The organism is Pseudomonas sp. HD6515, assembly GCF_024971855.1.
GTDB classification, from domain to species: Bacteria; Pseudomonadota; Gammaproteobacteria; order Pseudomonadales; family Pseudomonadaceae; genus Aquipseudomonas; species Aquipseudomonas alloputida.
Genome location: NZ_CP079827.1, coordinates 4,423,523 through 4,444,175, shown reverse-complemented (window position 1 = coordinate 4,444,175; position 20,653 = coordinate 4,423,523). Strand labels below are relative to the sequence as shown.

15 protein-coding genes are annotated in these 20,653 nt (G+C 62.9%); 9 read left to right on the top strand and 6 right to left on the bottom strand.

What is annotated here, in order from left to right:
• The first annotated feature begins 147 nt into the window (after positions 1-147).
• Positions 148-5,013: an NAD-glutamate dehydrogenase gene (locus KW568_RS20615; RefSeq protein WP_004576879.1), complete on the top strand. Its 4,866-nt coding sequence runs from the start codon at positions 148-150 to the stop codon at positions 5,011-5,013.
• A gap of 271 nt (positions 5,014-5,284) precedes the next feature.
• Here the strand turns inward: KW568_RS20615 and KW568_RS20610 are convergent, their stop codons facing one another.
• A complete protein-coding gene (locus KW568_RS20610; protein WP_003248634.1) occupies positions 5,285-6,103 on the bottom strand; it encodes a pyruvate, water dikinase regulatory protein in 819 nt (272 codons plus the stop codon).
• Positions 6,104-6,294: 191 nt separating this feature from the next.
• On the opposite strand from KW568_RS20610, the gene ppsA reads away from it, so the two are divergent.
• The 8 genes from ppsA to KW568_RS20570 all read left to right on the top strand — a co-directional run bounded on the left by ppsA (position 6,295) and on the right by KW568_RS20570 (position 14,801).
• Positions 6,295-8,670, top strand: a complete 2,376-nt coding sequence (gene ppsA / locus KW568_RS20605; RefSeq protein ID WP_003248638.1) for a phosphoenolpyruvate synthase — start codon at positions 6,295-6,297, stop codon at positions 8,668-8,670.
• A 102-nt stretch (positions 8,671-8,772) separates the two neighbouring features.
• Entirely contained in the window at positions 8,773-9,765 is a 993-nt protein-coding gene (locus tag KW568_RS20600) for an alpha/beta fold hydrolase (RefSeq protein ID WP_003248640.1), read from the top strand.
• Positions 9,766-10,273: 508 nt separating this feature from the next.
• Entirely contained in the window at positions 10,274-10,765 is a 492-nt protein-coding gene (gene rraA, locus KW568_RS20595; RefSeq protein ID WP_003248652.1) for a ribonuclease E activity regulator RraA, read from the top strand.
• A 27-nt stretch (positions 10,766-10,792) separates the two neighbouring features.
• Positions 10,793-11,788 carry a zinc transporter ZntB gene (locus tag KW568_RS20590; RefSeq protein WP_003248655.1) on the top strand — a complete coding sequence of 332 codons (996 nt, stop codon included), beginning with the start codon at positions 10,793-10,795 and terminating at the stop codon, positions 11,786-11,788.
• An 87-nt stretch (positions 11,789-11,875) separates the two neighbouring features.
• Positions 11,876-12,148 carry a hypothetical protein gene (locus tag KW568_RS20585; protein ID WP_003248657.1) on the top strand — a complete coding sequence of 91 codons (273 nt, stop codon included), beginning with the start codon at positions 11,876-11,878 and terminating at the stop codon, positions 12,146-12,148.
• A 2-nt stretch (positions 12,149-12,150) separates the two neighbouring features.
• Positions 12,151-12,975 carry a mechanosensitive ion channel family protein gene (locus KW568_RS20580; protein WP_003248659.1) on the top strand — a complete coding sequence of 275 codons (825 nt, stop codon included), beginning with the start codon at positions 12,151-12,153 and terminating at the stop codon, positions 12,973-12,975.
• A 113-nt stretch (positions 12,976-13,088) separates the two neighbouring features.
• Positions 13,089-13,655 (top strand): RNA polymerase sigma factor SigX, encoded by a 567-nt coding sequence (gene sigX / locus KW568_RS20575; RefSeq protein ID WP_003248665.1) that lies wholly within the window; start codon positions 13,089-13,091, stop codon positions 13,653-13,655.
• A gap of 111 nt (positions 13,656-13,766) precedes the next feature.
• Positions 13,767-14,801, top strand: coding sequence for an OmpA family protein (locus KW568_RS20570; protein WP_003248667.1), 1,035 nt, complete (start codon positions 13,767-13,769; stop codon positions 14,799-14,801).
• Positions 14,802-14,887: 86 nt separating this feature from the next.
• Here the strand turns inward: KW568_RS20570 and cobA are convergent, their stop codons facing one another.
• The 5 genes from cobA to KW568_RS20545 all read right to left on the bottom strand — a co-directional run bounded on the left by cobA (position 14,888) and on the right by KW568_RS20545 (position 20,533).
• Positions 14,888-15,628 carry a uroporphyrinogen-III C-methyltransferase gene (cobA, locus tag KW568_RS20565; protein WP_004576450.1) on the bottom strand — a complete coding sequence of 247 codons (741 nt, stop codon included), beginning with the start codon at positions 15,626-15,628 and terminating at the stop codon, positions 14,888-14,890.
• Positions 15,629-15,655: 27 nt separating this feature from the next.
• Positions 15,656-17,326, bottom strand: a complete 1,671-nt coding sequence (locus KW568_RS20560; RefSeq protein WP_004576449.1) for a bifunctional protein-serine/threonine kinase/phosphatase — start codon at positions 17,324-17,326, stop codon at positions 15,656-15,658.
• A 9-nt stretch (positions 17,327-17,335) separates the two neighbouring features.
• Complete coding sequence (locus KW568_RS20555; protein ID WP_004576448.1) at positions 17,336-18,547, bottom strand: NarK/NasA family nitrate transporter; 1,212 nt, start codon at positions 18,545-18,547, stop codon at positions 17,336-17,338.
• A gap of 184 nt (positions 18,548-18,731) precedes the next feature.
• Complete coding sequence (locus KW568_RS20550) at positions 18,732-19,307, bottom strand: ANTAR domain-containing response regulator (protein ID WP_003248677.1); 576 nt, start codon at positions 19,305-19,307, stop codon at positions 18,732-18,734.
• An 11-nt stretch (positions 19,308-19,318) separates the two neighbouring features.
• Positions 19,319-20,533, bottom strand: coding sequence for a CmpA/NrtA family ABC transporter substrate-binding protein (locus tag KW568_RS20545; RefSeq protein ID WP_019752135.1), 1,215 nt, complete (start codon positions 20,531-20,533; stop codon positions 19,319-19,321).
• Positions 20,534-20,653 lie beyond the last annotated feature (120 nt).

Sequence of the window (20,653 nt, the reverse complement as noted above, 5' to 3'; positions counted from 1 at the left end):
TAAGCTTCGGCGAGCCCTGGGCGTGCCTGCGCACGTTCAACGTCTGGTTTTTACCGTCCGTCATGCCACGGGTTGGCTATCGTTGATCCGTACACGGCGCACGCAGCGACGCTTCAATTATTACAAAGCCCAAGCGGAGTACCACAGATGGCGTTCTTCACCGCAGCCAGCAAAGCCGACTTCCAGCATCAACTGCAAGCGGCCCTGGCGCAGCACATCAGCGAGCAGTCCCTGCCACAAGTGGCGCTGTTCGCCGAGCAGTTCTTCGGCATCATCTCTCTGGACGAACTCACCCAGCGCAGGCTTTCCGACCTGGCCGGCTGCACCCTGTCAGCCTGGCGCATCATCGAGCGTTTCGACCCCGAATACCCGCAAGTGCGGGTGTACAACCCTGATTACGAACGCAATGGCTGGCAGTCGACCCATACCGTGGTCGAAGTGTTGCACCATGACTTGCCGTTCCTGGTCGACTCGGTGCGTACCGAGCTCAACCGCCGTGGCTACAGCATCCACACCCTGCAAACCACCGTGCTCAGCGTGCGCCGTGGCGCCAAAGGCGAGCTGTTGGAACTGCTGCCCAAGGGCACCCAGGGCGAGGGCGTGCGCTACGAGTCACTGATGTACCTGGAGATCGACCGCTGCGCCAATGCCGCCGAGCTGACAGTACTGACCCGCGAGATCGAGCAGGTGCTGGCCGAGGTACGGGTGGTGGTGGCCGACTTCGAGCCGATGAAGGCCAAGCTGCGTGAAGTGGTGGCGCAGGTGGAACAGACCGGCTTTGGTCCTGCCCAAAACGAGAAGGGCGAAGTCAAGGCCTTCCTCGAGTGGCTGCTGGATAACCACTTCACCTTCCTGGGCTATGAAGAATTCACCGTCAAGGGCGACGCCGATGGCGGCCAGATGGTCTACGACGAGCAGTCGTTCCTCGGCTTGCCGCGCCGTCTGCGCGTGGGCCTGACCGCAGAAGAGCTGCGCATCGAAGACTACGCTGTGGCCTACCTCAACGAGCCGCTGCTGCTGTCGTTCGCCAAGGCTGCGCTGCCCAGCCGCGTGCATCGCCCGGCCTACCCGGACTATGTGTCGATCCGCCAGCTGGACGCCGACGGCAAGGTCATCAAGGAGCACCGCTTCATGGGGCTGTACACCTCGTCGGTGTATGGCGAAAGCGTGCATGCCATTCCGTACATCCGCGTGAAGGTGGCCGAAGTCGAGCGCCGTTCGGGCTTCGATCCCAAGGCCCACCTGGGCAAGGAACTGGCCCAGGTGCTGGAAGTGCTGCCGCGCGACGACCTGTTCCAGACGCCGATCGACGAGCTGTTCAGCACGGTCATGGCAATCGTGCAGATTCAGGAGCGCAACAAGATCCGCGTGTTCCTGCGCAAAGACCCGTATGGCCGCTTCTGCTACTGCCTGGCCTACGTCCCGCGGGAAATCTACTCCACCGAAGTGCGGCAGAAGATCCAGCAGGTGCTGATGGAGCGCCTGAAGGCCAGCGACTGCGAGTTCTGGACCTTCTTCTCCGAATCGGTACTGGCCCGTGTGCAACTGATTCTGCGGGTCGACCCCAAGAACCGTATCGACATCGACCCGCAGCAGCTGGAACGCGAAGTCATCCAGGCCTGCCGCTCGTGGCATGACGACTACTCGGCACTGGTGGTGGAGAACTTCGGCGAAGCCCAAGGCACCAACATCCTCGCCGATTTCCCCAAAGGCTTCCCGGCCGGATACCGCGAGCGCTTCGCCGCGCACTCGGCGGTGGTCGACCTGCAGCATGTGCTGAACCTGTCGGAAAGCAAGCCGCTGGCAATGAGCTTCTACCAGCCGTTGACCCAGGTGGGCGAGCGCATCCTGCACTGCAAGCTGTACCACGCCGACACCCCGCTGGCGCTGTCCGACGTGCTGCCGATTCTGGAAAACCTCGGCCTGCGCGTGCTCGGCGAGTTCCCGTACCGCCTGCGCCATGCCAATGGCCGCGAATACTGGATCCACGACTTCGCCTTCACCTACAGCGAAGGCCTGAGCCTGGACATCCAGCAGCTCAACGACACCCTGCAGGACGCCTTCATCCACATCGTCCGTGGTGATGCCGAGAACGACGCTTTCAACCGCCTGGTGCTCACCGCCGGCTTGCCGTGGCGCGACGTGGCCTTGCTGCGTGCCTACGCCCGTTACCTGAAACAGATCCGTCTGGGCTTCGATCTGGGCTATATCGCCAGCACCCTGAACAACCACACCGACATCGCCCGTGAGCTGACCCGGTTGTTCAAGACCCGCTTCTACCTGGCGCGCAAGCTTACCCAGGACGACCTTGACGACAAGCAGCAGCGCCTGGAACAGGCCATCCTGAGCGCCCTGGACGACGTGCAGGTGCTCAACGAAGACCGCATCCTGCGGCGCTACCTGGACTTGATCAAGGCCACCCTGCGTACCAACTTCTACCAGCCCGACGCAAACGGCCAGAACAAGTCGTACTTCAGCTTCAAGTTCAACCCCAAGCTGATCCCCGAACTGCCCAAACCGGTGCCAAAGTTCGAGATATTCGTCTATTCGCCACGCGTCGAGGGCGTGCACCTGCGCTTTGGCAACGTTGCCCGTGGTGGCCTGCGCTGGTCCGACCGCGAAGAGGACTTCCGTACCGAAGTGCTGGGGCTGGTGAAAGCCCAGCAGGTTAAGAACTCGGTCATCGTGCCGGTCGGCGCCAAGGGTGGTTTCCTGCCGCGTCGCCTGCCGCTGGGCGGCAGCCGTGACGAGATTGCCGCCGAAGGCGTGGCGTGCTACCGCATCTTCATTTCCGGCCTGCTCGACATCACCGACAACCTCAAGGACGGTGGCGTGGTGCCGCCGGCCAACGTGGTGCGCCATGACGATGACGACCCGTACCTGGTGGTAGCGGCGGACAAAGGTACTGCGACCTTCTCCGACATCGCCAACGGCATCGCTATCGACTACGGTTTCTGGCTGGGCGATGCTTTTGCTTCCGGCGGCTCGGCCGGTTACGACCACAAGAAAATGGGCATTACCGCGCGCGGTGCCTGGGTGGGCGTGCAGCGCCACTTCCGCGAGCGCGGCATCAACGTGCAGGAAGACCCGATCACCGTCATTGGTGTGGGCGATATGGCCGGCGACGTGTTCGGCAATGGCCTGCTGATGTCCGACAAGCTGCAACTGGTGGCCGCGTTCAACCACCTGCATATCTTCATCGACCCCAACCCGGAGCCCGCTTCCAGCTTCGCTGAACGCAAGCGCCTGTTCGACCTGCCGCGCTCGGCCTGGAGCGACTACGACACCAGCATCATGTCCGAAGGCGGCGGGATCTTCCCGCGCAGTGCCAAGAGCATCGCCATCAGCCCGCAGATGAAAGAGCGCTTCGCCATCGAAGCCGACCGCCTGACCCCGACCGAGTTGCTCAATGCGCTGCTCAAGGCCCCGGTAGACCTGCTGTGGAACGGTGGCATCGGGACCTATGTCAAGGCCAGTACGGAGAGCCACGCCGATGTCGGCGACAAGGCCAACGATGCGCTGCGGGTCAACGGTAACGAACTGCGCTGCAAGGTAGTGGGCGAGGGCGGCAACCTGGGCATGACCCAGCTCGGCCGCGTCGAGTTCGGCCTGAATGGCGGCGCCACCAACACCGACTTCATCGACAACGCCGGCGGCGTGGACTGCTCCGACCACGAGGTCAACATCAAGATCCTGCTCAACGAAGTGGTGCAGGGTGGCGACATGACCGAGAAGCAGCGCAACCAGCTGCTGGGCAGCATGACCGACGAAGTCGCCGGGCTGGTACTGGGCAACAACTACAAGCAGACCCAGGCATTGTCGCTGGCTGCCCGCCGCGCCCGCGAGCGGATTGCCGAGTACAAGCGCCTGATGGCCGACCTCGAGGCGCGGGGCAAGCTGGACCGTGCCATCGAATTCCTGCCGTCCGAAGAGCAGTTGGCCGAACGCCTGGCTGCCGGCCACGGCCTGACCCGCGCCGAGCTGTCGGTGCTGATCTCGTACAGCAAGATCGACCTCAAGGAGCAACTGCTCAAATCGCTGGTGCCGGACGACGACTACCTGACCCGTGACATGGAAACCGCTTTCCCGCCGTCCCTGGTCAGCAAGTTCGCCGAGGCCATGCGCCGCCACCGCCTGAAGCGCGAAATTGTCAGCACCCAGATCGCCAACGACCTGGTCAACAACATGGGTATCACCTTCGTCCAGCGCCTGAAGGAGTCGACCGGCATGAGCCCGGCCAACGTGGCCGGTGCTTACGTGATCGTGCGCGATATCTTCCACCTGCCGCACTGGTTCCGCCAGATCGAGGCGCTGGACTATCAGGTGCCGGCAGAAATCCAGCTCACCCTGATGGACGAGCTGATGCGACTGGGCCGCCGTGCCACCCGTTGGTTCCTGCGTAGCCGCCGCAACGAACAGGACGCCGGGCGCGATACCGCGCACTTCGGGCCGAAGATTGCGCAGTTGGGTCTGAAGCTGGATGAGCTGCTAGAAGGCCCCACCCGCGAACGCTGGATGGTGCGCTACCAAGGCTTTGTCGACGCCGGTGTGCCGGAGTTGCTGGCGCGTATGGTGGCGGGTACCAGCCACCTGTACACCCTGCTGCCGATCATTGAAGCGGCCGACGTTACCGGCCATGAGCCTGCGCAGGTGGCCAAGGCATTCTTCGCCGTGGGCAGCGCGCTGGACCTGACCTGGTACCTGCAGGAAATCAGCAACCTGCCGGTGGAAAACAACTGGCAGGCGCTGGCGCGCGAGGCATTCCGCGACGATATCGACTTGCAGCAGCGGGCGATCACCATTTCGGTCCTGCAGATGGCCGATGCACCGCAAGACATGGATGCCCGCGTGGCGCTGTGGTCAGAGCAGCATCGGGGAATGGTGGAGCGCTGGCGCGCCATGCTCGACGACTTGCGCAATGCCACGGGCACTGACTATGCGATGTACGCGGTGGCCAACCGCGAGCTGGTCGACCTGGCCATGAGCGGGCAGGCAGCGGTGGTGCCGTCCTGAGCCTTGTGGTGAGGTAAAACAAAGCCCCGGCAGTGATGCCGGGGCTTTTTTTGTATGGCTGGGCTGGCCCTTTCGCGGGTGAACCCGCTCCTACAGCGACCTGTGCCCAACCACCGAGCTGGGTCCAACCCCTGATGCGTTTTCTCCTCCGTGTAGGAGCGGGTTTACCCGCGAATACGGTGGCGGCGGCAACGGTGAACGGCCGCTGGAGATTGGCCAGCAGGGCCGGCCCTTTCGCGGGTAAACCCGCTCCTACAGGGGGGCGGGGCTGTTACTTGAACCGTCTCTCCACGCCTTTTTCGACCAGGATCTTGGCGGAAATCTCTTCCACCGAAAAATGCGTGGAATTGATATTGGGAATGTTCTCCCTGCGGAACAGGCTTTCCACTTCACGCACTTCGAATTCGCACTGGGCAAAGCTGGAATAACGGCTGTTGGGCTTGCGTTCGTGGCGGATGGCGGTGAGGCGGTCGGGGTCGATGGTCAGGCCGAACAGCTTGCTGTGGTGCTTTTTCAGCACCGCCGGCAGCTGCAGGCGCTCCATGTCGTCCTCGGTCAGCGGGTAATTGGCGGCACGGATGCCGAACTGCATGGCCATGTACAGGCAGGTTGGGGTTTTGCCGCAACGCGACACGCCAACCAGAATCAGGTCGGCTTTGTCGTAGTAGTGGGTGCGTGCACCATCGTCGTTATCCAGGGCGAAATTCACCGCCTCGATGCGTTCCATGTAGTTGGAATTGCCACCAATCGAGTGGGATTTGCCCACGGAATACGACGAATGGGCGATCAATTCCTGCTCAAGTGGGGATAAAAACGAAGAAAAGATGTCGATCATGAAGCCATTCGACGTCGCCAGGATCTCGCGGATGTCCTGGTTGACAATGGTGTCGAAGATGATCGGGCGGACCCCATCCCGCTCGGCCGCAGCGTTTATTTGCTGGACCATGGCCCGCGCTTTGTCCGGCGAATCGATGTAAGGACGGGTGAATTTGTTGAAGGGAATGCTCTCAAATTGCGCGAGCAAACTCTGGCCCAGGGTTTCGGCAGTGATACCGGTGCCGTCGGAGATGAAGAACGCGGTTCGTTTCATTTGCGATCTGGGCCTTAAGCTGATGACGATTCTTGGATATGATAAGTTCGGTTTGCCGAATGCGGCTGTCGACATTCTGCCACATTTGCAGCGCCTATTTTCCAGGTACAGGCCACAAACGCCCGGCCAAGTCATAGAAGACAGGCGGGCGCCTTTTGAGCTTTTCCAACACAGTTAGTGGAGAGATCACCTTGGTAGAGTACGTAGTTTCCCTCGATAAGCTCGGCGTCCATGATGTGGAGCATGTGGGGGGCAAGAACGCATCCCTGGGCGAGATGATCAGTAACCTCGCCGGTGCCGGCGTGTCGGTGCCGGGCGGCTTTGCCACTACGGCTCAGGCGTACCGTGACTTTCTCGAGCAGAGTGGGCTGAACGACCGCATTCACGCCGCGCTCGACGCGCTGGACGTTGACGACATCAATGCCCTGACCAAGACCGGCGCGCAGATTCGCCAGTGGGTCATGGAAGCCGAATTCCCGCCACGCCTGGATTCGGAAATCCGTACGGCCTTCGCCGAAATGGCCGCCGGCAACGACAACATGGCCGTTGCCGTGCGTTCCTCGGCTACCGCTGAAGACCTGCCGGACGCCTCGTTCGCCGGCCAGCAGGAAACCTTCCTCAACATCCGTGGCGTCGATAACGTGATCCGCGCGGCCAAGGAAGTGTTCGCTTCGCTGTTCAACGACCGCGCCATCGCCTACCGCGTGCACCAGGGCTTCGACCACAAGCTGGTGGCCCTGTCTGCCGGCGTGCAGCGCATGGTCCGCTCGGAAACCGGCACTGCCGGGGTGATGTTCACCCTCGACACCGAGTCGGGCTTCCGCGACGTGGTGTTCATCACCGGCGCCTACGGCCTGGGCGAAACCGTGGTGCAGGGTGCAGTCAACCCTGACGAATTCTACGTGCACAAGAACACCCTGCAGGCCGGCCGCCCGGCCATCCTGCGCCGTAACCTGGGCAGCAAGGCGATCAAGATGATCTACGGCGACGAGGCTAAGGCCGGTCGTTCGGTCAAGACCGTCGAAGTCGACCGCGCCGAGCGCGCACGCTTCTGCCTGACCGATGCCGAGGTCAGCGAGCTGGCCAAGCAGGCCATGATCATCGAGCAGCACTACCAGCGCCCGATGGACATCGAGTGGGCCAAGGACGGTGACGACGGCAAGCTGTACATCGTCCAGGCCCGCCCGGAAACGGTGAAGAGCCGTTCCAGCGCCAACGTCATGGAACGCTACCTGCTCAAAGAGAAAGGCACCGTGCTGGTCGAAGGCCGTGCCATTGGCCAGCGTATCGGCGCCGGCAAGGTTCGCGTCATCAACGACGTATCGGAAATGGACAAGGTCCAGCCGGGTGACGTGCTGGTCTCCGACATGACCGACCCTGACTGGGAACCGGTGATGAAGCGCGCCAGCGCCATCGTCACCAACCGCGGTGGCCGTACCTGCCACGCGGCGATCATCGCCCGTGAGCTGGGTATCCCGGCGGTTGTCGGTTGCGGCAACGCTACCCAGGTGCTGAAAGACGGCCAGGGCGTGACCGTTTCCTGTGCCGAAGGCGACACCGGCTTCATCTTCGAAGGTGAGCTGGGCTTCGACATCAAGCAGAACTCGGTCGATGCCATGCCGGAACTGCCGTTCAAGATCATGATGAACGTCGGCAACCCGGACCGCGCCTTCGACTTCGCCCAGCTGCCCAACGCCGGTGTCGGTCTGGCACGCCTGGAGTTCATCATCAACCGCATGATCGGCGTGCACCCCAAGGCACTGCTGAACTACGCGGGCCTGCCTGCCGACCTGAAAGACAGCGTCGACAAGCGCATTGCCGGCTACAACGACCCGGTCGGCTTCTATGTCGAGAAGCTGGTCGAGGGTATCAGCACCCTGGCGGCGGCCTTCTACCCGAAAAAGGTCATCGTGCGCCTGTCGGACTTCAAGTCCAACGAGTACGCCAACCTGATCGGCGGCAAGCTGTACGAGCCAGAAGAAGAAAACCCGATGCTGGGCTTCCGCGGTGCGTCGCGCTACATCAGCGAATCGTTCCGTGACTGCTTCGAGCTCGAGTGCCGTGCGCTGAAGCGCGTGCGCAACGAGATGGGCCTGACCAACGTCGAGATCATGGTGCCGTTCGTGCGCACCTTGGGCGAAGCCAGCCAGGTTGTCGACCTGCTCGCCGAAAACGGCCTGGCCCGTGGCGACAACGGCCTGCGCGTGATCATGATGTGCGAACTGCCGTCCAACGCCATCCTCGCCGAAGAGTTCCTGGAATACTTCGACGGCTTCTCGATCGGCTCCAACGACCTGACCCAGTTGACCCTGGGCCTGGACCGTGACTCGGGCATCATTGCTCACCTGTTCGACGAGCGTAACCCTGCGGTGAAGAAGCTGCTGGCCAACGCCATTGCCGCGTGCAACAAGGCTGGCAAGTACATCGGCATCTGCGGCCAAGGCCCATCGGACCACCCGGACCTGGCCAAGTGGCTGATGGAACAGGGCATCGAAAGCGTGTCGCTGAACCCGGACTCGGTACTCGAAACCTGGTTCTTCCTGGCCGAAGGCCAAGGCGCGGCCTGATGCAGTAAAACGCGGGGGGACGTCTGGCGTCCTCCTGCCTGGTTTTTTCCAGGGCGAGCTCCAGCAATGGACCCCGCCCTTTTTTGTGCACCAAGCAACCTTATGCAAAGCAGCAGCACTCTATTCCCCGTGGCCCTGCTCAGTGCCGAGCGCCGCGGCGATCTCAGCGAAGACGTGTATCGGATCAAGGCCGGTAACGGCCCGGACCCCAGCGTCGAGCTCGCCATCACCCGTCTGGGGCTGGCCGACCAGGTTCAGGCCCAAGGCGTGCCGGTCATTCTCCTGCACGGCAGTTTTTCCAATCGGCGTTTCTGGTATTCACCCAAAGGGGTTGGCCTGGGCGCCTACCTTGCGCGCGCCGGTTTCGATGTCTGGATCCCGGAAATGCGAGGCCATGGCTTGTCGCCGCGCAACCTTGCCTGGAAGCACAACAGTGTTGCTGCCTACGCCCGTGATGACCTGCCGCTGATCAACGCCTTCGTGCGCGAGCAATCGGGCCAGGCGCCGCACTGGGTGGGCCATTCGCTGGGGGGGACGACATTGGCGGCAGCACTGGGTGGCGGCTTCCTGGCGCCTGGGCAAGTCGCCAGTGTGGCGTTGTTCGGTACCCAGATCAGCCGTGTCTATTGGCCATTGAAAGTGCCGCCGCTGGCTTGGGGCGCGAAGCTGGTGCTCAAGCGTTGGGGGCAGATATCCGGGCCACGTTTCAAGCGTGGGCCTGAAGACGAGCCGATAGGCCTCGCCTTGGAGAGCATGCGCTGGCACGGCCTGTTCGGGCGCTTTGGCGACAAGCAGAACGATTGGTGGGCAGGGCTGGCTGAAGTGGATGTACCGCTGCTGGCGGTGGCCGGTGCAGGGGACTTCCAGGACCCGGTGTGGGCCTGTCGCAAGCTGTTCGAGCAGTTGGGCGGCGAGCGCAAGCAGTTCCTGCGGCTGGGTCGTGAAGAAGGTTTCGAGGCCTTTGGGCATGTCGACATGCTGGTGAGCAAGGCCGCGCAGGTGCAGGTGTGGCCGCTGGTGGAGCGCTGGCTGCGCAACCCGCTGCTGCCGGTGCATGCGTCCACTGTCGTTGCGGAACCTGTGCCTGCCAGCTGAGTTTGCTGTACCTGTCATGGCCTCTTCGCGGGTGAACCCGCTCCTACACAGATTGGTGGTGGACACACCTCGGTGGTAGAACACAGGCCGCGTGTAGGAGCGGGTTCACCCGCGAAAGGGCCGGGCCTGCTGGCCAATCTCCACCCGCCGTTCACCGTTGACGCCGCCACCGTATTCGCGGGTAAACCCGCTCCTACACCGGATTGGTGGTGGACGCACATCGGGGGTTGGACACAGGCCGTCGTGTAGGAGCGGGTTTACCCGCGAAGAGGCCGGCCCTGCTGGCCAATCTCCACCGGCCGTTCACCTTTGACGCCGCTACCGTATTCGCGGGTAAACCCGCTCCTACACCTGGATAACGGCGCGTTCCTGCGCAGGAACGGGTCACGCGTGGAAGGCCCGGTGCAGGATGAATACAAATGACTGCCCGGTCCCGGATGACTGCGACAGCCTCCAAGGTGTAGCCTTGGCCGATACCCGCTTTCGTTGTGACTGACAGGAGCTTCCCATGCAGCATTACGTAACGCCCGACCTGTGTGACGCCTACCCGGACCTGGTACAAGTGCTGGAACCGATGTTCAGCAATTTCGGTGGCCGCGATTCGTTCGGTGGCCAGATCGTTACCATCAAGTGTTTCGAGGACAATTCGCTGGTCAAGGAGCAGGTCGAACTCGACGGCAAGGGCAAAGTGCTGGTGGTCGATGGCGGGGGGTCGCTGCGCCGTGCGCTGCTGGGCGACATGCTCGCCGAAAAAGCCGCAAAAAACGGTTGGGAAGGCTTGGTGATCTACGGCTGTGTGCGTGATGTCGACGTGCTGATCCAGACCGACGTTGGCGTGCAGGCCCTGGCCAGCCACCCAATGAAGACTGACAAACGGGGTATTGGCGATCTCAACGTGGTGGTGACCTTCGCCGGGGTCACCTTCCGCCCGGGCGAATATGTGTATGCCGACAACAATGGCGTGCTGGTCTCGCCGAGCCCGCTGAAAATGCCGGAGTAATGCGCAGCACGCGCTGATGGAGCTTTGATGTTCGAGGAAGACAACGCGCAGTGGGGGCTGGTGCATGCCCTGGTGCTCGATGGCAAAGGCGGCGCGCGTTCTATTGCCCGTACCGAACTGGACGACCTGCAGTTGCAACCGGAGCAGAGCCTGTGGCTGCACTGGGATCGCAGCCATCCGCAAACCCGTTCCTGGCTGCTGCACGACAGCGGCCTGAGCGAGTTCGCCTGCGAGCTGCTGCTGGAAGAAAACACCCGGCCGCGCCTGCTGCCCATGGCGGACGAACAGCTGTTGCTGTTCCTGCGGGGGGTCAACCTCAACCCGGGTGCCGAGCCCGAAGACATGGTTTCGGTGCGCATCTTCGCCGAGGCGCAGCGGGTTATCTCGCTGCGCCTGCGGCCGTTGCGCGCCAGCGATGAAATTCTCCAGTTGCTGGAACAGGGCAGGGGGCCGAAATCGGCCTCGGAACTGTTGTTGTTGATGGGTGAGTTGCTCACCGAAAAGGTCCAGGGCCTGGTCAGCGACCTGGCCGAGCTCGTCGACCTGGAGGAAGAAAAGGTCGAATCCGACGAGCGGTATGCCCCGGAGCAGGGCAGCCTGCAGCAGATCCGCCGCCGTGCCGCTGGCTTGCGCCGCTTTCTCGCCCCGCAACGGGAAATCTACGCGCAGTTGTCGCGCAGCAAATGGAGCTGGTTCGCCAATGCCGACGCCGATTACTGGAATGAACTCAACAACAGCCTGATCCGCTACCTCGAAGAGCTGGAACTGGCCCGCGAACGCGCTGCGCTGGTGCTGGAAAGCGAGGACCGGCGGCGCAGCGAGCGGATGAACCGCACCATGTACCGCTTTGGCATCATCACCTGCATCTTCCTGCCCATGAGCTTTGTCACCGGGCTGCTGGGCATCAATGTCGGCGGCATCCCCGGGGCGGAAAACCCTTTGGGCTTCCTGTTCGCCTGCATTGTCGTGCTGGGGTTGGCCGTGGGGCAGTGGTGGCTGTTCCGGCGGTTGCGATGGGTATAGCGGTGCAATTTGAAACCTTCGTGCCAACAGGATGTGTGACCCGTCGCCCGGCCGTCTCGTCTCTTGCTGACACTGCGCGAGGTGCCCATGCACGATCCGTTTGAAGAATCCCTGCGCGACCTGCTCAAGGCGTCACCCTCCGGCAATGACCGGGACGACCGGGACGACGCCGCTTGCCTGGGTCGCGTGCTGAAAACCGCCAACCGCCAGGTTGGCGCGGGTGATCTGTTCAGCCTGCTTGGCCGTTGGAGCCAGGCGCTGCTGATTGCCGTGAACAATGGCTCGGCGCATGTTGCGCCGGTGCGTCGACACTCTTCCCGCAACGCTGCCCCCGGCAGCAAAGCAGATAAGGCCGATTGAATATGGAACTCGATCTCTGGACCCAGAGCCTGGTCACCGCGATGACAGCCCTTTGGACCAAGGTAGCGAACTTCATCCCCAACCTGTTCGGCGCGCTGGTCGTGGTGCTGCTCGGTTTCGTGGTGGCCAAGCTGCTCGACACGCTGCTGTCCAAGCTGTTGGCCAAATTTGGCCTGGACCGCCTGATGGCCGGTACCGGCCTCACCAAAATGCTCGGTCGGGGCGGCATCCAGGTGCCAATCTCGACCCTGATCGGCAAGATCGTCTATTGGTTCGTGCTGCTCATCTTCCTGGTCTCGGCCGCCGAATCGCTGGGCCTGGAGCGGGTTTCGGCAACCCTCGACATGCTCGCCCTGTACTTGCCCAAAGTGTTCGGCGCGGCCCTGGTGCTGCTGGCCGGCGTGCTGCTGGCGCAGGTGGCCAATGGTCTGGTGCGTGGCGCTGCCGAAGGCATCGGCCTGGAATACTCGGCAGGCCTGGGGCGTATCACCCAAGGCCTTGTGATCATCATCAGCATCTCGGTGGCCATCAGCCAGCTGGAAGTGAAAACCGACCTGCTGAACCACGTCATCGTTATCGGGCTGATTACCGTTGGTCTGGCCGTTGCCTTGGCCATGGGCCTTGGCAGTCGCGAAATTGCCGGGCAGATCCTGGCCGGCATCTACGTGCGCGAGCTGTACCAAGTGGGCCAGCAGGTGCGGATTGGAGAGGTCGAAGGGCATATCGAGGAGATCGGTACGGTGAAGACGACGCTGCTGACCGATGATGGCGAACTGGTGTCGCTGTCTAACCGCGAGCTGCTTGAACAGCGCGTCAATAGCCGCTAACCGCACAAAAGCTGTTAATGTATGCCGCCGCGAAATTCGACCCACGGGGTCGCGCGGCGACATTGACCTGACTGTCGGCCAGATCCGTTTTGAATAAAGTTCATTCGCCGCCCATGCGCTATGACCCCCGCGAGCTCACAGACGAAGAGTTGGTGGCGCGTTCGCATGAGGAGCTGTACCACGTTACCCGCGCCTATGAAGAGCTCATGCGGCGCTACCAACGGACCCTGTTCAACGTCTGTGCGCGTTATCTGGGGAACGACCGTGACGCGGACGATGTCTGTCAGGAAGTGATGCTGAAAGTGCTGTACGGGCTGAAAAACTTCGAGGGTAAGTCGAAGTTCAAGACCTGGCTCTACAGCATCACCTACAACGAGTGCATTACCCAGTACCGCAAGGAGCGCCGCAAACGTCGGTTGATGGATGCCTTGAGTCTGGACCCTGTTGAAGAGGCGTCCGAGGACAAGGCTCCAAAGCCGGAAGAAAAAGGCGGGCTGGACAAGTGGCTGGTGCATGTGAACCCGATTGACCGGGAAATTCTGGTGCTGCGTTTTGTCGCAGAGCTGGAATTTCAGGAAATTGCCGACATCATGCACATGGGCCTGAGCGCGACGAAAATGCGTTACAAGCGCGCGCTAGACAAGCTTCGGGAGAAATTTGCCGGCCTTGATGAAACTTAGGGGCGTGCAAATATCTCTAACGAACCGGCGAGTTCTGCTAGACTCGCCGTCGAGTTGTCCCTCTTGTTTGTGGTGGGACTGCTTAACTATCACCAGATGGGGATTTAACGGATGAAATTGAAAAACACCTTGGGCTTGGCCATTGGTTCGCTTGTAGCCGCCACTTCGATTGGCGCTATGGCACAAGGTCAAGGCGCCGTCGAGACTGAAATCTTCTACAAGAAAGAATTCTTCGACAGCCAGCGCGACTTCAAGAACGACGGCAACCTGTTCGGCGGCTCGATCGGTTACTTCCTGACCGACGACGTTGAGCTGCGTCTGGGCTACGACGAAGTGCACAACGCTCGTGGCGAAGACGGCAAGAACATCAAGGGCTCGAACACCGCCCTGGACGCCGTTTACCACTTCAACAACCCGTACGACGCCATCCGTCCGTACGTTTCCGCTGGTTTCTCGCACCAGTCGCTGGGCCAGACCGGCCGTGGCGGTCGTGACCACTCCACCTTCGCCAACGTTGGCGCTGGCGCCAAGTGGTACATCACCGACATGTTCTATGCCCGTGCCGGCGTAGAAGCTCAGTACAACATCGACCAGGGCGACACCGAGTGGGCCCCGAGCGTTGGTGTTGGCCTGAACTTCGGCGGTAGCCCGAAGCAAGCTGAAGCTGCTCCTGCTCCAGTTGCTGAAGTCTGCTCCGACTCCGACAACGACGGCGTGTGCGACAACGTCGACAAGTGCCCAGACACCCCGGCCAACGTTACCGTTGACGCCGACGGCTGCCCGGCTGTTGCCGAAGTCGTTCGCGTTGAGCTGGACGTCAAGTTCGACTTCGACAAGTCGGTCGTCAAGCCTAACAGCTACGGCGACATCAAAAACCTGGCTGACTTCATGAAGCAGTACCCACAAACCACCACCGTGGTTGAAGGTCACACTGACTCCGTGGGTCCAGACGCTTACAACCAGAAGCTGTCCGAGCGTCGTGCCAACGCTGTCAAGCAAGTGCTGACCCAGCAGTACGGCGTAGAATCCAGCCGTGTTGACTCGGTTGGCTACGGCGAAACCCGTCCGGTTGCTGACAACGCCACCGAAGAAGGCCGTGCTATCAACCGTCGCGTTGAAGCTCAGGTAGAAGCCCAGGCCAAGTAATTGGTTTGAAGCTTCATGAAAAACCCGGCCTCGGCCGGGTTTTTCTTTGCCTGGGGTTTAACCGGCCTCGAAGGCTGTTCCTGCTGTTAGCCTGCGATTGCGATCCGCCCCACAGCCTGTTGCTCTCCCACCACCTCTCCAATCACCAGGATTGCCGGGCTACGCAAGCCAAACGCCCGCGCAGCTTCCACCATTCCCTGCACATCGCTTCTGCACTCCCGCTGCTGCGGCAACGAGGCATTTTCGATCATCGCCACCGGCATTCCCGGCGCCATACCCCCCGCCAGCAATCCCTGGCGCACCTGCTCCAGCCGCGCCACCCCCATGTAGACCACCAGTGTTGTCCCGCCCTGAGCCAAGGCCGCCCAGTTCAGCTCGCTATCGTCCTGGGTGTGCGCCGTCACCAGCGTCACCCCTCGGCTCACGCCCCGTGAAGTCAGGGGGATCCCGCACTGCGTGGCCCCGGCAAGGCCGGCAGTGATGCCATTGATCACCTCCACTTCGATGCCATGGCCCTGCAGCCACAGTGCCTCCTCACCGCCACGGCCGAAGATGCAAGGGTCGCCGCCCTTGAGCCGCACCACGCAACGGCCCTGTCGCGCGTGGCGCAGCATCAGGCGCTGAATGAACGCTTGCGGTGTAGAGCGGCAGCCGCCGCGCTTGCCCACGGTCATTACCCGGGCCTGCGGGCAATGCTCGAGCACTGCCGGGTTGACGAGGTCGTCGATCATGACCACGGCGGCTTGCTGCAACGCACGCACGGCCTTGAGGGTGAGCAGTTCAGGGTCACCAGGGCCGGCACCGACCAGCCATACTTTTGCATTCATCAGGGTTTCCTCATCGGCAAGGTGCGTTCAGCCCTTGAGCAGGGTGAACAGCAGTATCAAATTGATCAGCAACGACAACAGGGCCAGGGTGCGCCACACCTTCAGCGGCTCGCGCTCCAGCAGCGGCCGGGGTCGACTGGGCAGTTCCTGGCGGTCGCCGCGCTCGAGCAGCAGCAACCAGTGTTCGGCGGTTTCGAAGCGCTGCGCCGGGTCGCTCGCCACGGCCTGCAGCAGGTTGTGCTGCAGCCATTCCGGCAGGTCGGGTCGGTAGCGCGCGGCGTTGACCGGCTGGCCGAAGCGCGGGCGCTGAAAGGCCTCTACCTCGCCGTACGGGTAGTGTCCGGTCAGCAGGTGGTACAGGGTCACGCCCACTGCATACAAGTCCTGACGCGGGCTGGGCGGGTGGCCTTCGAATGCTTCCGGGGCGATGTACGAGGGTGTGCCGGGCAGCTCGTGCAGCGGGTCTTCGGACAGGCCCGGGCAATAAGCCAGGCCGAAGTCCAGCAGGCGCAGCTGGCCATCACGGCCCAGGTGCAGGTTGTCTGGCTTGATATCGCGGTGCAGCAAGTTGCGCCGATGCAGCACACCGACTGCCTGCAGCAGTTGCCGGGCGACTTCCAGCCATTGCGGCAAGGGCAGCGGGCCTTGTTCGGCCAGCAACGCCGCCAGGTTTTGGCCCGGATATTCGCGCATCACGTAGTACGGGTGCTGACGCTGACTGGCGGTGTGTAGCTCGGGGAAGTGCCGGCCGGCGATGCGGCGCAGAAACCACTCTTCCAGCAACAGCCCTTGTGCCGCCCCTGGTTCCTGTTCGCGTGCCGGGGGCAGGGTCTTGAGCAGCCAAGGCTGGTTCTGGCTATCGCGCACTTTGTACAGCAAGGACTGGCGGCTGTGCGCATGCAGTGTTTCGACCTGCCAGCCGTCGATCACCTGGCCTTCGCGCAGCGGGCCGGGCACTGGCCATTGTTGCAGTTGCGCCAGGGTATCGCCCAGGTTGGCCGTGCCCAGTTGATCGACTTGCACCAGCAAGGCGCTGGCGTTGTCCTTGCTGCCGTTGAGGTGCGCACTGGCCACCAGGGTGTCGGCGGCCAGTTGCAGGTCAGTTTGCTCGCGCAGCACGGCCTGGATGTGCTGTTCGCCCAGGCTGGCCCAGACCCCGTCGCTGAGCAGCAGGAAGCATTCACCCGGTTGCAGCTCGCCTTCCAGGTAATCCACCAGCAGGTGCTGGTCCAGGCCCAATGCCCGTTTCAGTACATGCTGCATGCCCGGTTGGTCCCAGACATGGTCTTCGCTCAGGCATTGCAGCGTCCCCCCGTGCCAGCGGTACACCCGGCAGTCGCCTACATGGGCCAGGGTAAAGCGTCGGCCGCGCAACACCAACGCGCTAAGCGTGGTCAACAACGGCTGGCCGCTGCCCTGGGCGCGCAACCAGCGGTTTTGCGCCAGCAGCAGACGGTCGAGGGCCTGGGCCACGCTCCAGGTGGCCGGCGTGGCGTAGTAATCCAGGGCCAGTGCCTGCAGGCTGGCGCGTGCCGCCAGACCGCCGTCGGCACATTGGCTGACGCCGTCGGCCAGCGCGAACAGGTAGCCTTTGCTGGCGGCCAGTTCTGGTGCCGGTGTCACCAGGCGCAGGGCGTCCTGGTTTTCCGCGCGCGGCCCGGTGGCGCTGGCCTGGGCAAAGCTCAGTTGCAGGCTCATCGGCGTGCCTCAGACCCGCGCTGCAGTGACTGCAGTCGAGCCCCAGGTGGTGCGCCAGCGCTGTTTCACCCCGTGCAGGCCGAACCAGGCCAGCAGGCCCAGGCTGGCGAACAGCCACAGCCCCAGTTGGTAGTCGCCAGTGTGCTGCTTGATGGTGCCAAGCCCGGCCGCCAGCAGGAAGCCGCCGATGCCACCGGCCATGCCGATCAGACCGGTCATTACCCCGATCTCTTGGCGGAAGCGTTGGGGCACCAGTTGGAACACGGCGCCATTGCCGGCACCCAGGCCGAGCATGGCGCTGACGAACAGCGCCAGTGCGGCCGCGGCAGAGGGCAGGTTGAAGCCGACGGCGGCAATGCAGATGGCGGCGACGCCGTACATGCCCAGCAGGGTGCGGATGCCGCCAAAACGGTCAGCCAGGGCGCCGCCAAGCGGGCGCATCAGGCTGCCGGCGAACACGCAAGCGGCGGTGTAGTAGCCGGCGGTGACCGGGCTCAGGCCGTATTGGTCACTGAAGTAGCCGGGCAGGGCACTGGCCAGGCCGATGAAACCGCCGAAGGTAACGCTGTAGAAAAACATGAACCACCAGCTGTCACGGTCGCCCAGTGCCTTGAGGTAGTCGGCCATGGCTTTCGGTTTGGGCCGTTGCGGGGCATTGCGCGCCAACAGGGCGAACACCACCAGCGCCAGTGACAGCGGGATCAGCGCAAAGCCGAACACATTGTCCCAGCCAAAGCCCGCTGCCAGTGCCGGTGCCAGCAGGGCCGCGAACACCGTGCCGGAGTTGCCGGCGCCGGCGATGCCCATGGCCTTGCCCTGGTGCTGTGGCGGGTACCACTGTGAGGCCAGCGGCAGCGAGACGGCGAAGGACGCACCGGCAAAGCCCAGGAACACGCCGAGCAGCAGGGCCTGTTCATAGCTGTGTACGCCAAGGTACCAGGCTGCGGCGAGGGCGACGATGACCACGACCTGGCCGATCAGGCCAGCCGTCTTGGGCGACAGGCGGTCAACCAGAATGCCCATGGCAAAGCGCAGGATTGCCCCGGCCAGGATCGGCGTGGCCACCATCAGGCCCCGCTGTTGTGCGCTCAGTTGCAGGTCGGCAGCAATCTGCACCGCCAGCGGGCCCAGCAGGTACCAGACCATGAAGCTGAGGTCGAAATACAGAAATGCGGCGAACAGCGTGGGCACATGCCCGGATTTCCAGAAGCTGGTACTCATCGAACACCTCACTCGGTAGTACAACGGAACGAAAAAAACGCCGCTACCCGCTCCACGGGCGTGGAGGGGAGAGCGACGTCTTTGTCGGGATTCAAGTGGGGTAACCGCCGTTGGCTACCGGTGAGTTTTGTTGAGCAAGAGATGGGCCAACTTCTGGTGGGGCTGGCTTGAGATTTTCAGCGCATCAGCCGAGCATCTCATGCATGGCAATGATCTGTTCGGCCACCTGGATCAGCTTCTGCTGCCGGCTCATGGCCTGGCGACGCATCAGGGTATAGGCCTGCTCTTCGTTGCAGTCCTTCATCTTCATCAGCAAACCCTTGGCTTGTTCGATGCGCTTGCGTTCGGCCAGTTGCTGGTCGCGCGCCAGCAGCTGCGCCTTCAGTGCCTGGTCGCTCTCGAAGCGGGCCATGGCCACGTCCAGGATCGGCTGCAGCCGCGCAGCATGGATACCCTCGACGATATAGGCGCTGACCCCGGCCTGGATCGCCTGACGCATCATCCCGGGGTCGTGCTCGTCGGTGAACAACACGATGGGCCGCGGCTGGTCACGGCTCACCAGCACTACCTGTTCCATCACATCGCGGTCTGGTGAGTCGGTATCGATCAATACCACGTCGGGGCGCACCGTTTCGACGCAGGCGGGCAGGTCGATGGTCAGGTCTGGGGCTTCGATGATCTCGAAGCCGGCCTCACTCAACGCCGCCCTGAGGCGGCCGAGCTTGCTCTGGGTGTCGTCGATCAGCAGGATGCGCAGCATGTTCGTCCCCCTCACGCGCCGACACGGGCATCGGGCAAGTCACCCAAGGCATGCAAGCTGAAACTGCGGGCATAGCCGAAGGGGTCGCTGCCATCCCAGCGGGAGCCATCGATCAGCAGGCTGCTGCGCATCGGTTGGCCTGGGCAAGCGATGCCCAGGCTGTGTGCGGCCTCGCTGTACAACTGCAGTTGCTGGACTTGCCGGGCCACGCCGAGGTAGTCGGGGTCTTCGCGCAGCAGGCCCCAGCGGCGGAACTGGGTCATGAACCACATACCGTCGGACAGGTAGGGCAGGTTGGCCCGGCCCTGGTCGAACAGGCGCAGGGCATGTGGGTCTTGCCATTGGTTGCCCAGGCCATCCTCATAGTGGCCGAGCAGGCGGGGGGCTATGCTGTCCAGCGGGGTGTCCAGATAGGCACTTGCGCTGAGCAGTTGCGCGGTGCTGCGGCGGTTTTCCGGGCTTTGCTCGATGAACCGGCTGGCGGTGAGGATCGCCTTGATCAGCGCACGGGCGCTGTTGGGGTATTGCTCGGCAAAGACGCGGGCGCAGGCCAGGACCTTTTCCGGGTGATCCGGCCAGATCGACTGGCTGGTGGCCAGGGTGAAGCCTTGGCCTTTGGCCACCGCGTCGGCGGCCCAGGGCTCGCCGACGCAGAAGCCGTCAATGCGCCCGGCCTGGAGGTGTGCAGCCATCTGCGCCGGTGGCACCACGACGCTGTCGACGTCGCGCAGCGGGTGGATGCCCTGGCTGGCCAGCCAGTAATACAACCACATGGCGTGGGTGCCGGTGGGGAAGGTCTGGGCGAACGTCAGGCGTGCGCCATGCTGGTGCACCAGGCGCGCCAGCGCCTCAGGGTTGGTCACGCCCTTGCGCTGCAAGGCAGGGGACAGGTTGATAGCCTGGGCGTTCTGGTTCAGGCCCATGAGCACGGCCATGTCGCTGGCGGGTACGCCGCCAATGCCCAGATGCACGGCGTAGACCAGGCCATACAGGCAATGCGCGGCGTCCAGCTCGCCGCTGACCAGCTTGTCGCGCAGCCCGGCCCACGAGCCCTGGCGCTTGAGGTTGAGGGTAAGGCCGTGCTGCTGGGCGAAGCCCTGGGTGGCGGCGACCACGACCGAGGCGCAGTCGGTCAGGGCCATGTAGCCGATGTTCAGGCTGGTTTTTTCCGGCGCGTCGCTGCCGTTGACCCAGGCCAGGGGCGTTGCTCGGGGTACAGTGTTCACAAGAGTCCTCGCCCTTACTGATAAGGCTGTGGGCTGAACAGGTGCAACCGATGTGCCAAGCGCTCCACGATTTGCTGTCCTGCCAGCCCCACGCTGGCTATAATCGCCCCCTCACTCACC

Bases quoted from the DNA above. Each gene is read 5' to 3' on its own strand.
- KW568_RS20570 (WP_003248667.1), top strand. From the start codon at position 13,767: ATGAAATTGAAAAACACCTTGGGCTTGGCCATTGGTTCGCTTGTAGCC.
- KW568_RS20580 (WP_003248659.1), top strand. From the start codon at position 12,151: ATGGAACTCGATCTCTGGACCCAGAGCCTGGTCACCGCGATGACAGCC.
- KW568_RS20585 (WP_003248657.1), top strand. From the start codon at position 11,876: ATGCACGATCCGTTTGAAGAATCCCTGCGCGACCTGCTCAAGGCGTCA.
- KW568_RS20560 (WP_004576449.1), bottom strand. From the start codon at position 17,326: ATGAGCCTGCAACTGAGCTTTGCCCAGGCCAGCGCCACCGGGCCGCGC.
- KW568_RS20555 (WP_004576448.1), bottom strand. From the start codon at position 18,547: ATGAGTACCAGCTTCTGGAAATCCGGGCATGTGCCCACGCTGTTCGCC.
- KW568_RS20615 (WP_004576879.1), top strand. From the start codon at position 148: ATGGCGTTCTTCACCGCAGCCAGCAAAGCCGACTTCCAGCATCAACTG.
- cobA (WP_004576450.1), bottom strand. From the start codon at position 15,628: ATGAATGCAAAAGTATGGCTGGTCGGTGCCGGCCCTGGTGACCCTGAA.
- rraA (WP_003248652.1), top strand. From the start codon at position 10,274: ATGCAGCATTACGTAACGCCCGACCTGTGTGACGCCTACCCGGACCTG.
- KW568_RS20550 (WP_003248677.1), bottom strand. From the start codon at position 19,307: ATGCTGCGCATCCTGCTGATCGACGACACCCAGAGCAAGCTCGGCCGC.
- KW568_RS20600 (WP_003248640.1), top strand. From the start codon at position 8,773: ATGCAAAGCAGCAGCACTCTATTCCCCGTGGCCCTGCTCAGTGCCGAG.
- sigX (WP_003248665.1), top strand. From the start codon at position 13,089: ATGCGCTATGACCCCCGCGAGCTCACAGACGAAGAGTTGGTGGCGCGT.
- KW568_RS20590 (WP_003248655.1), top strand. From the start codon at position 10,793: ATGTTCGAGGAAGACAACGCGCAGTGGGGGCTGGTGCATGCCCTGGTG.
- KW568_RS20610 (WP_003248634.1), bottom strand. From the start codon at position 6,103: ATGAAACGAACCGCGTTCTTCATCTCCGACGGCACCGGTATCACTGCC.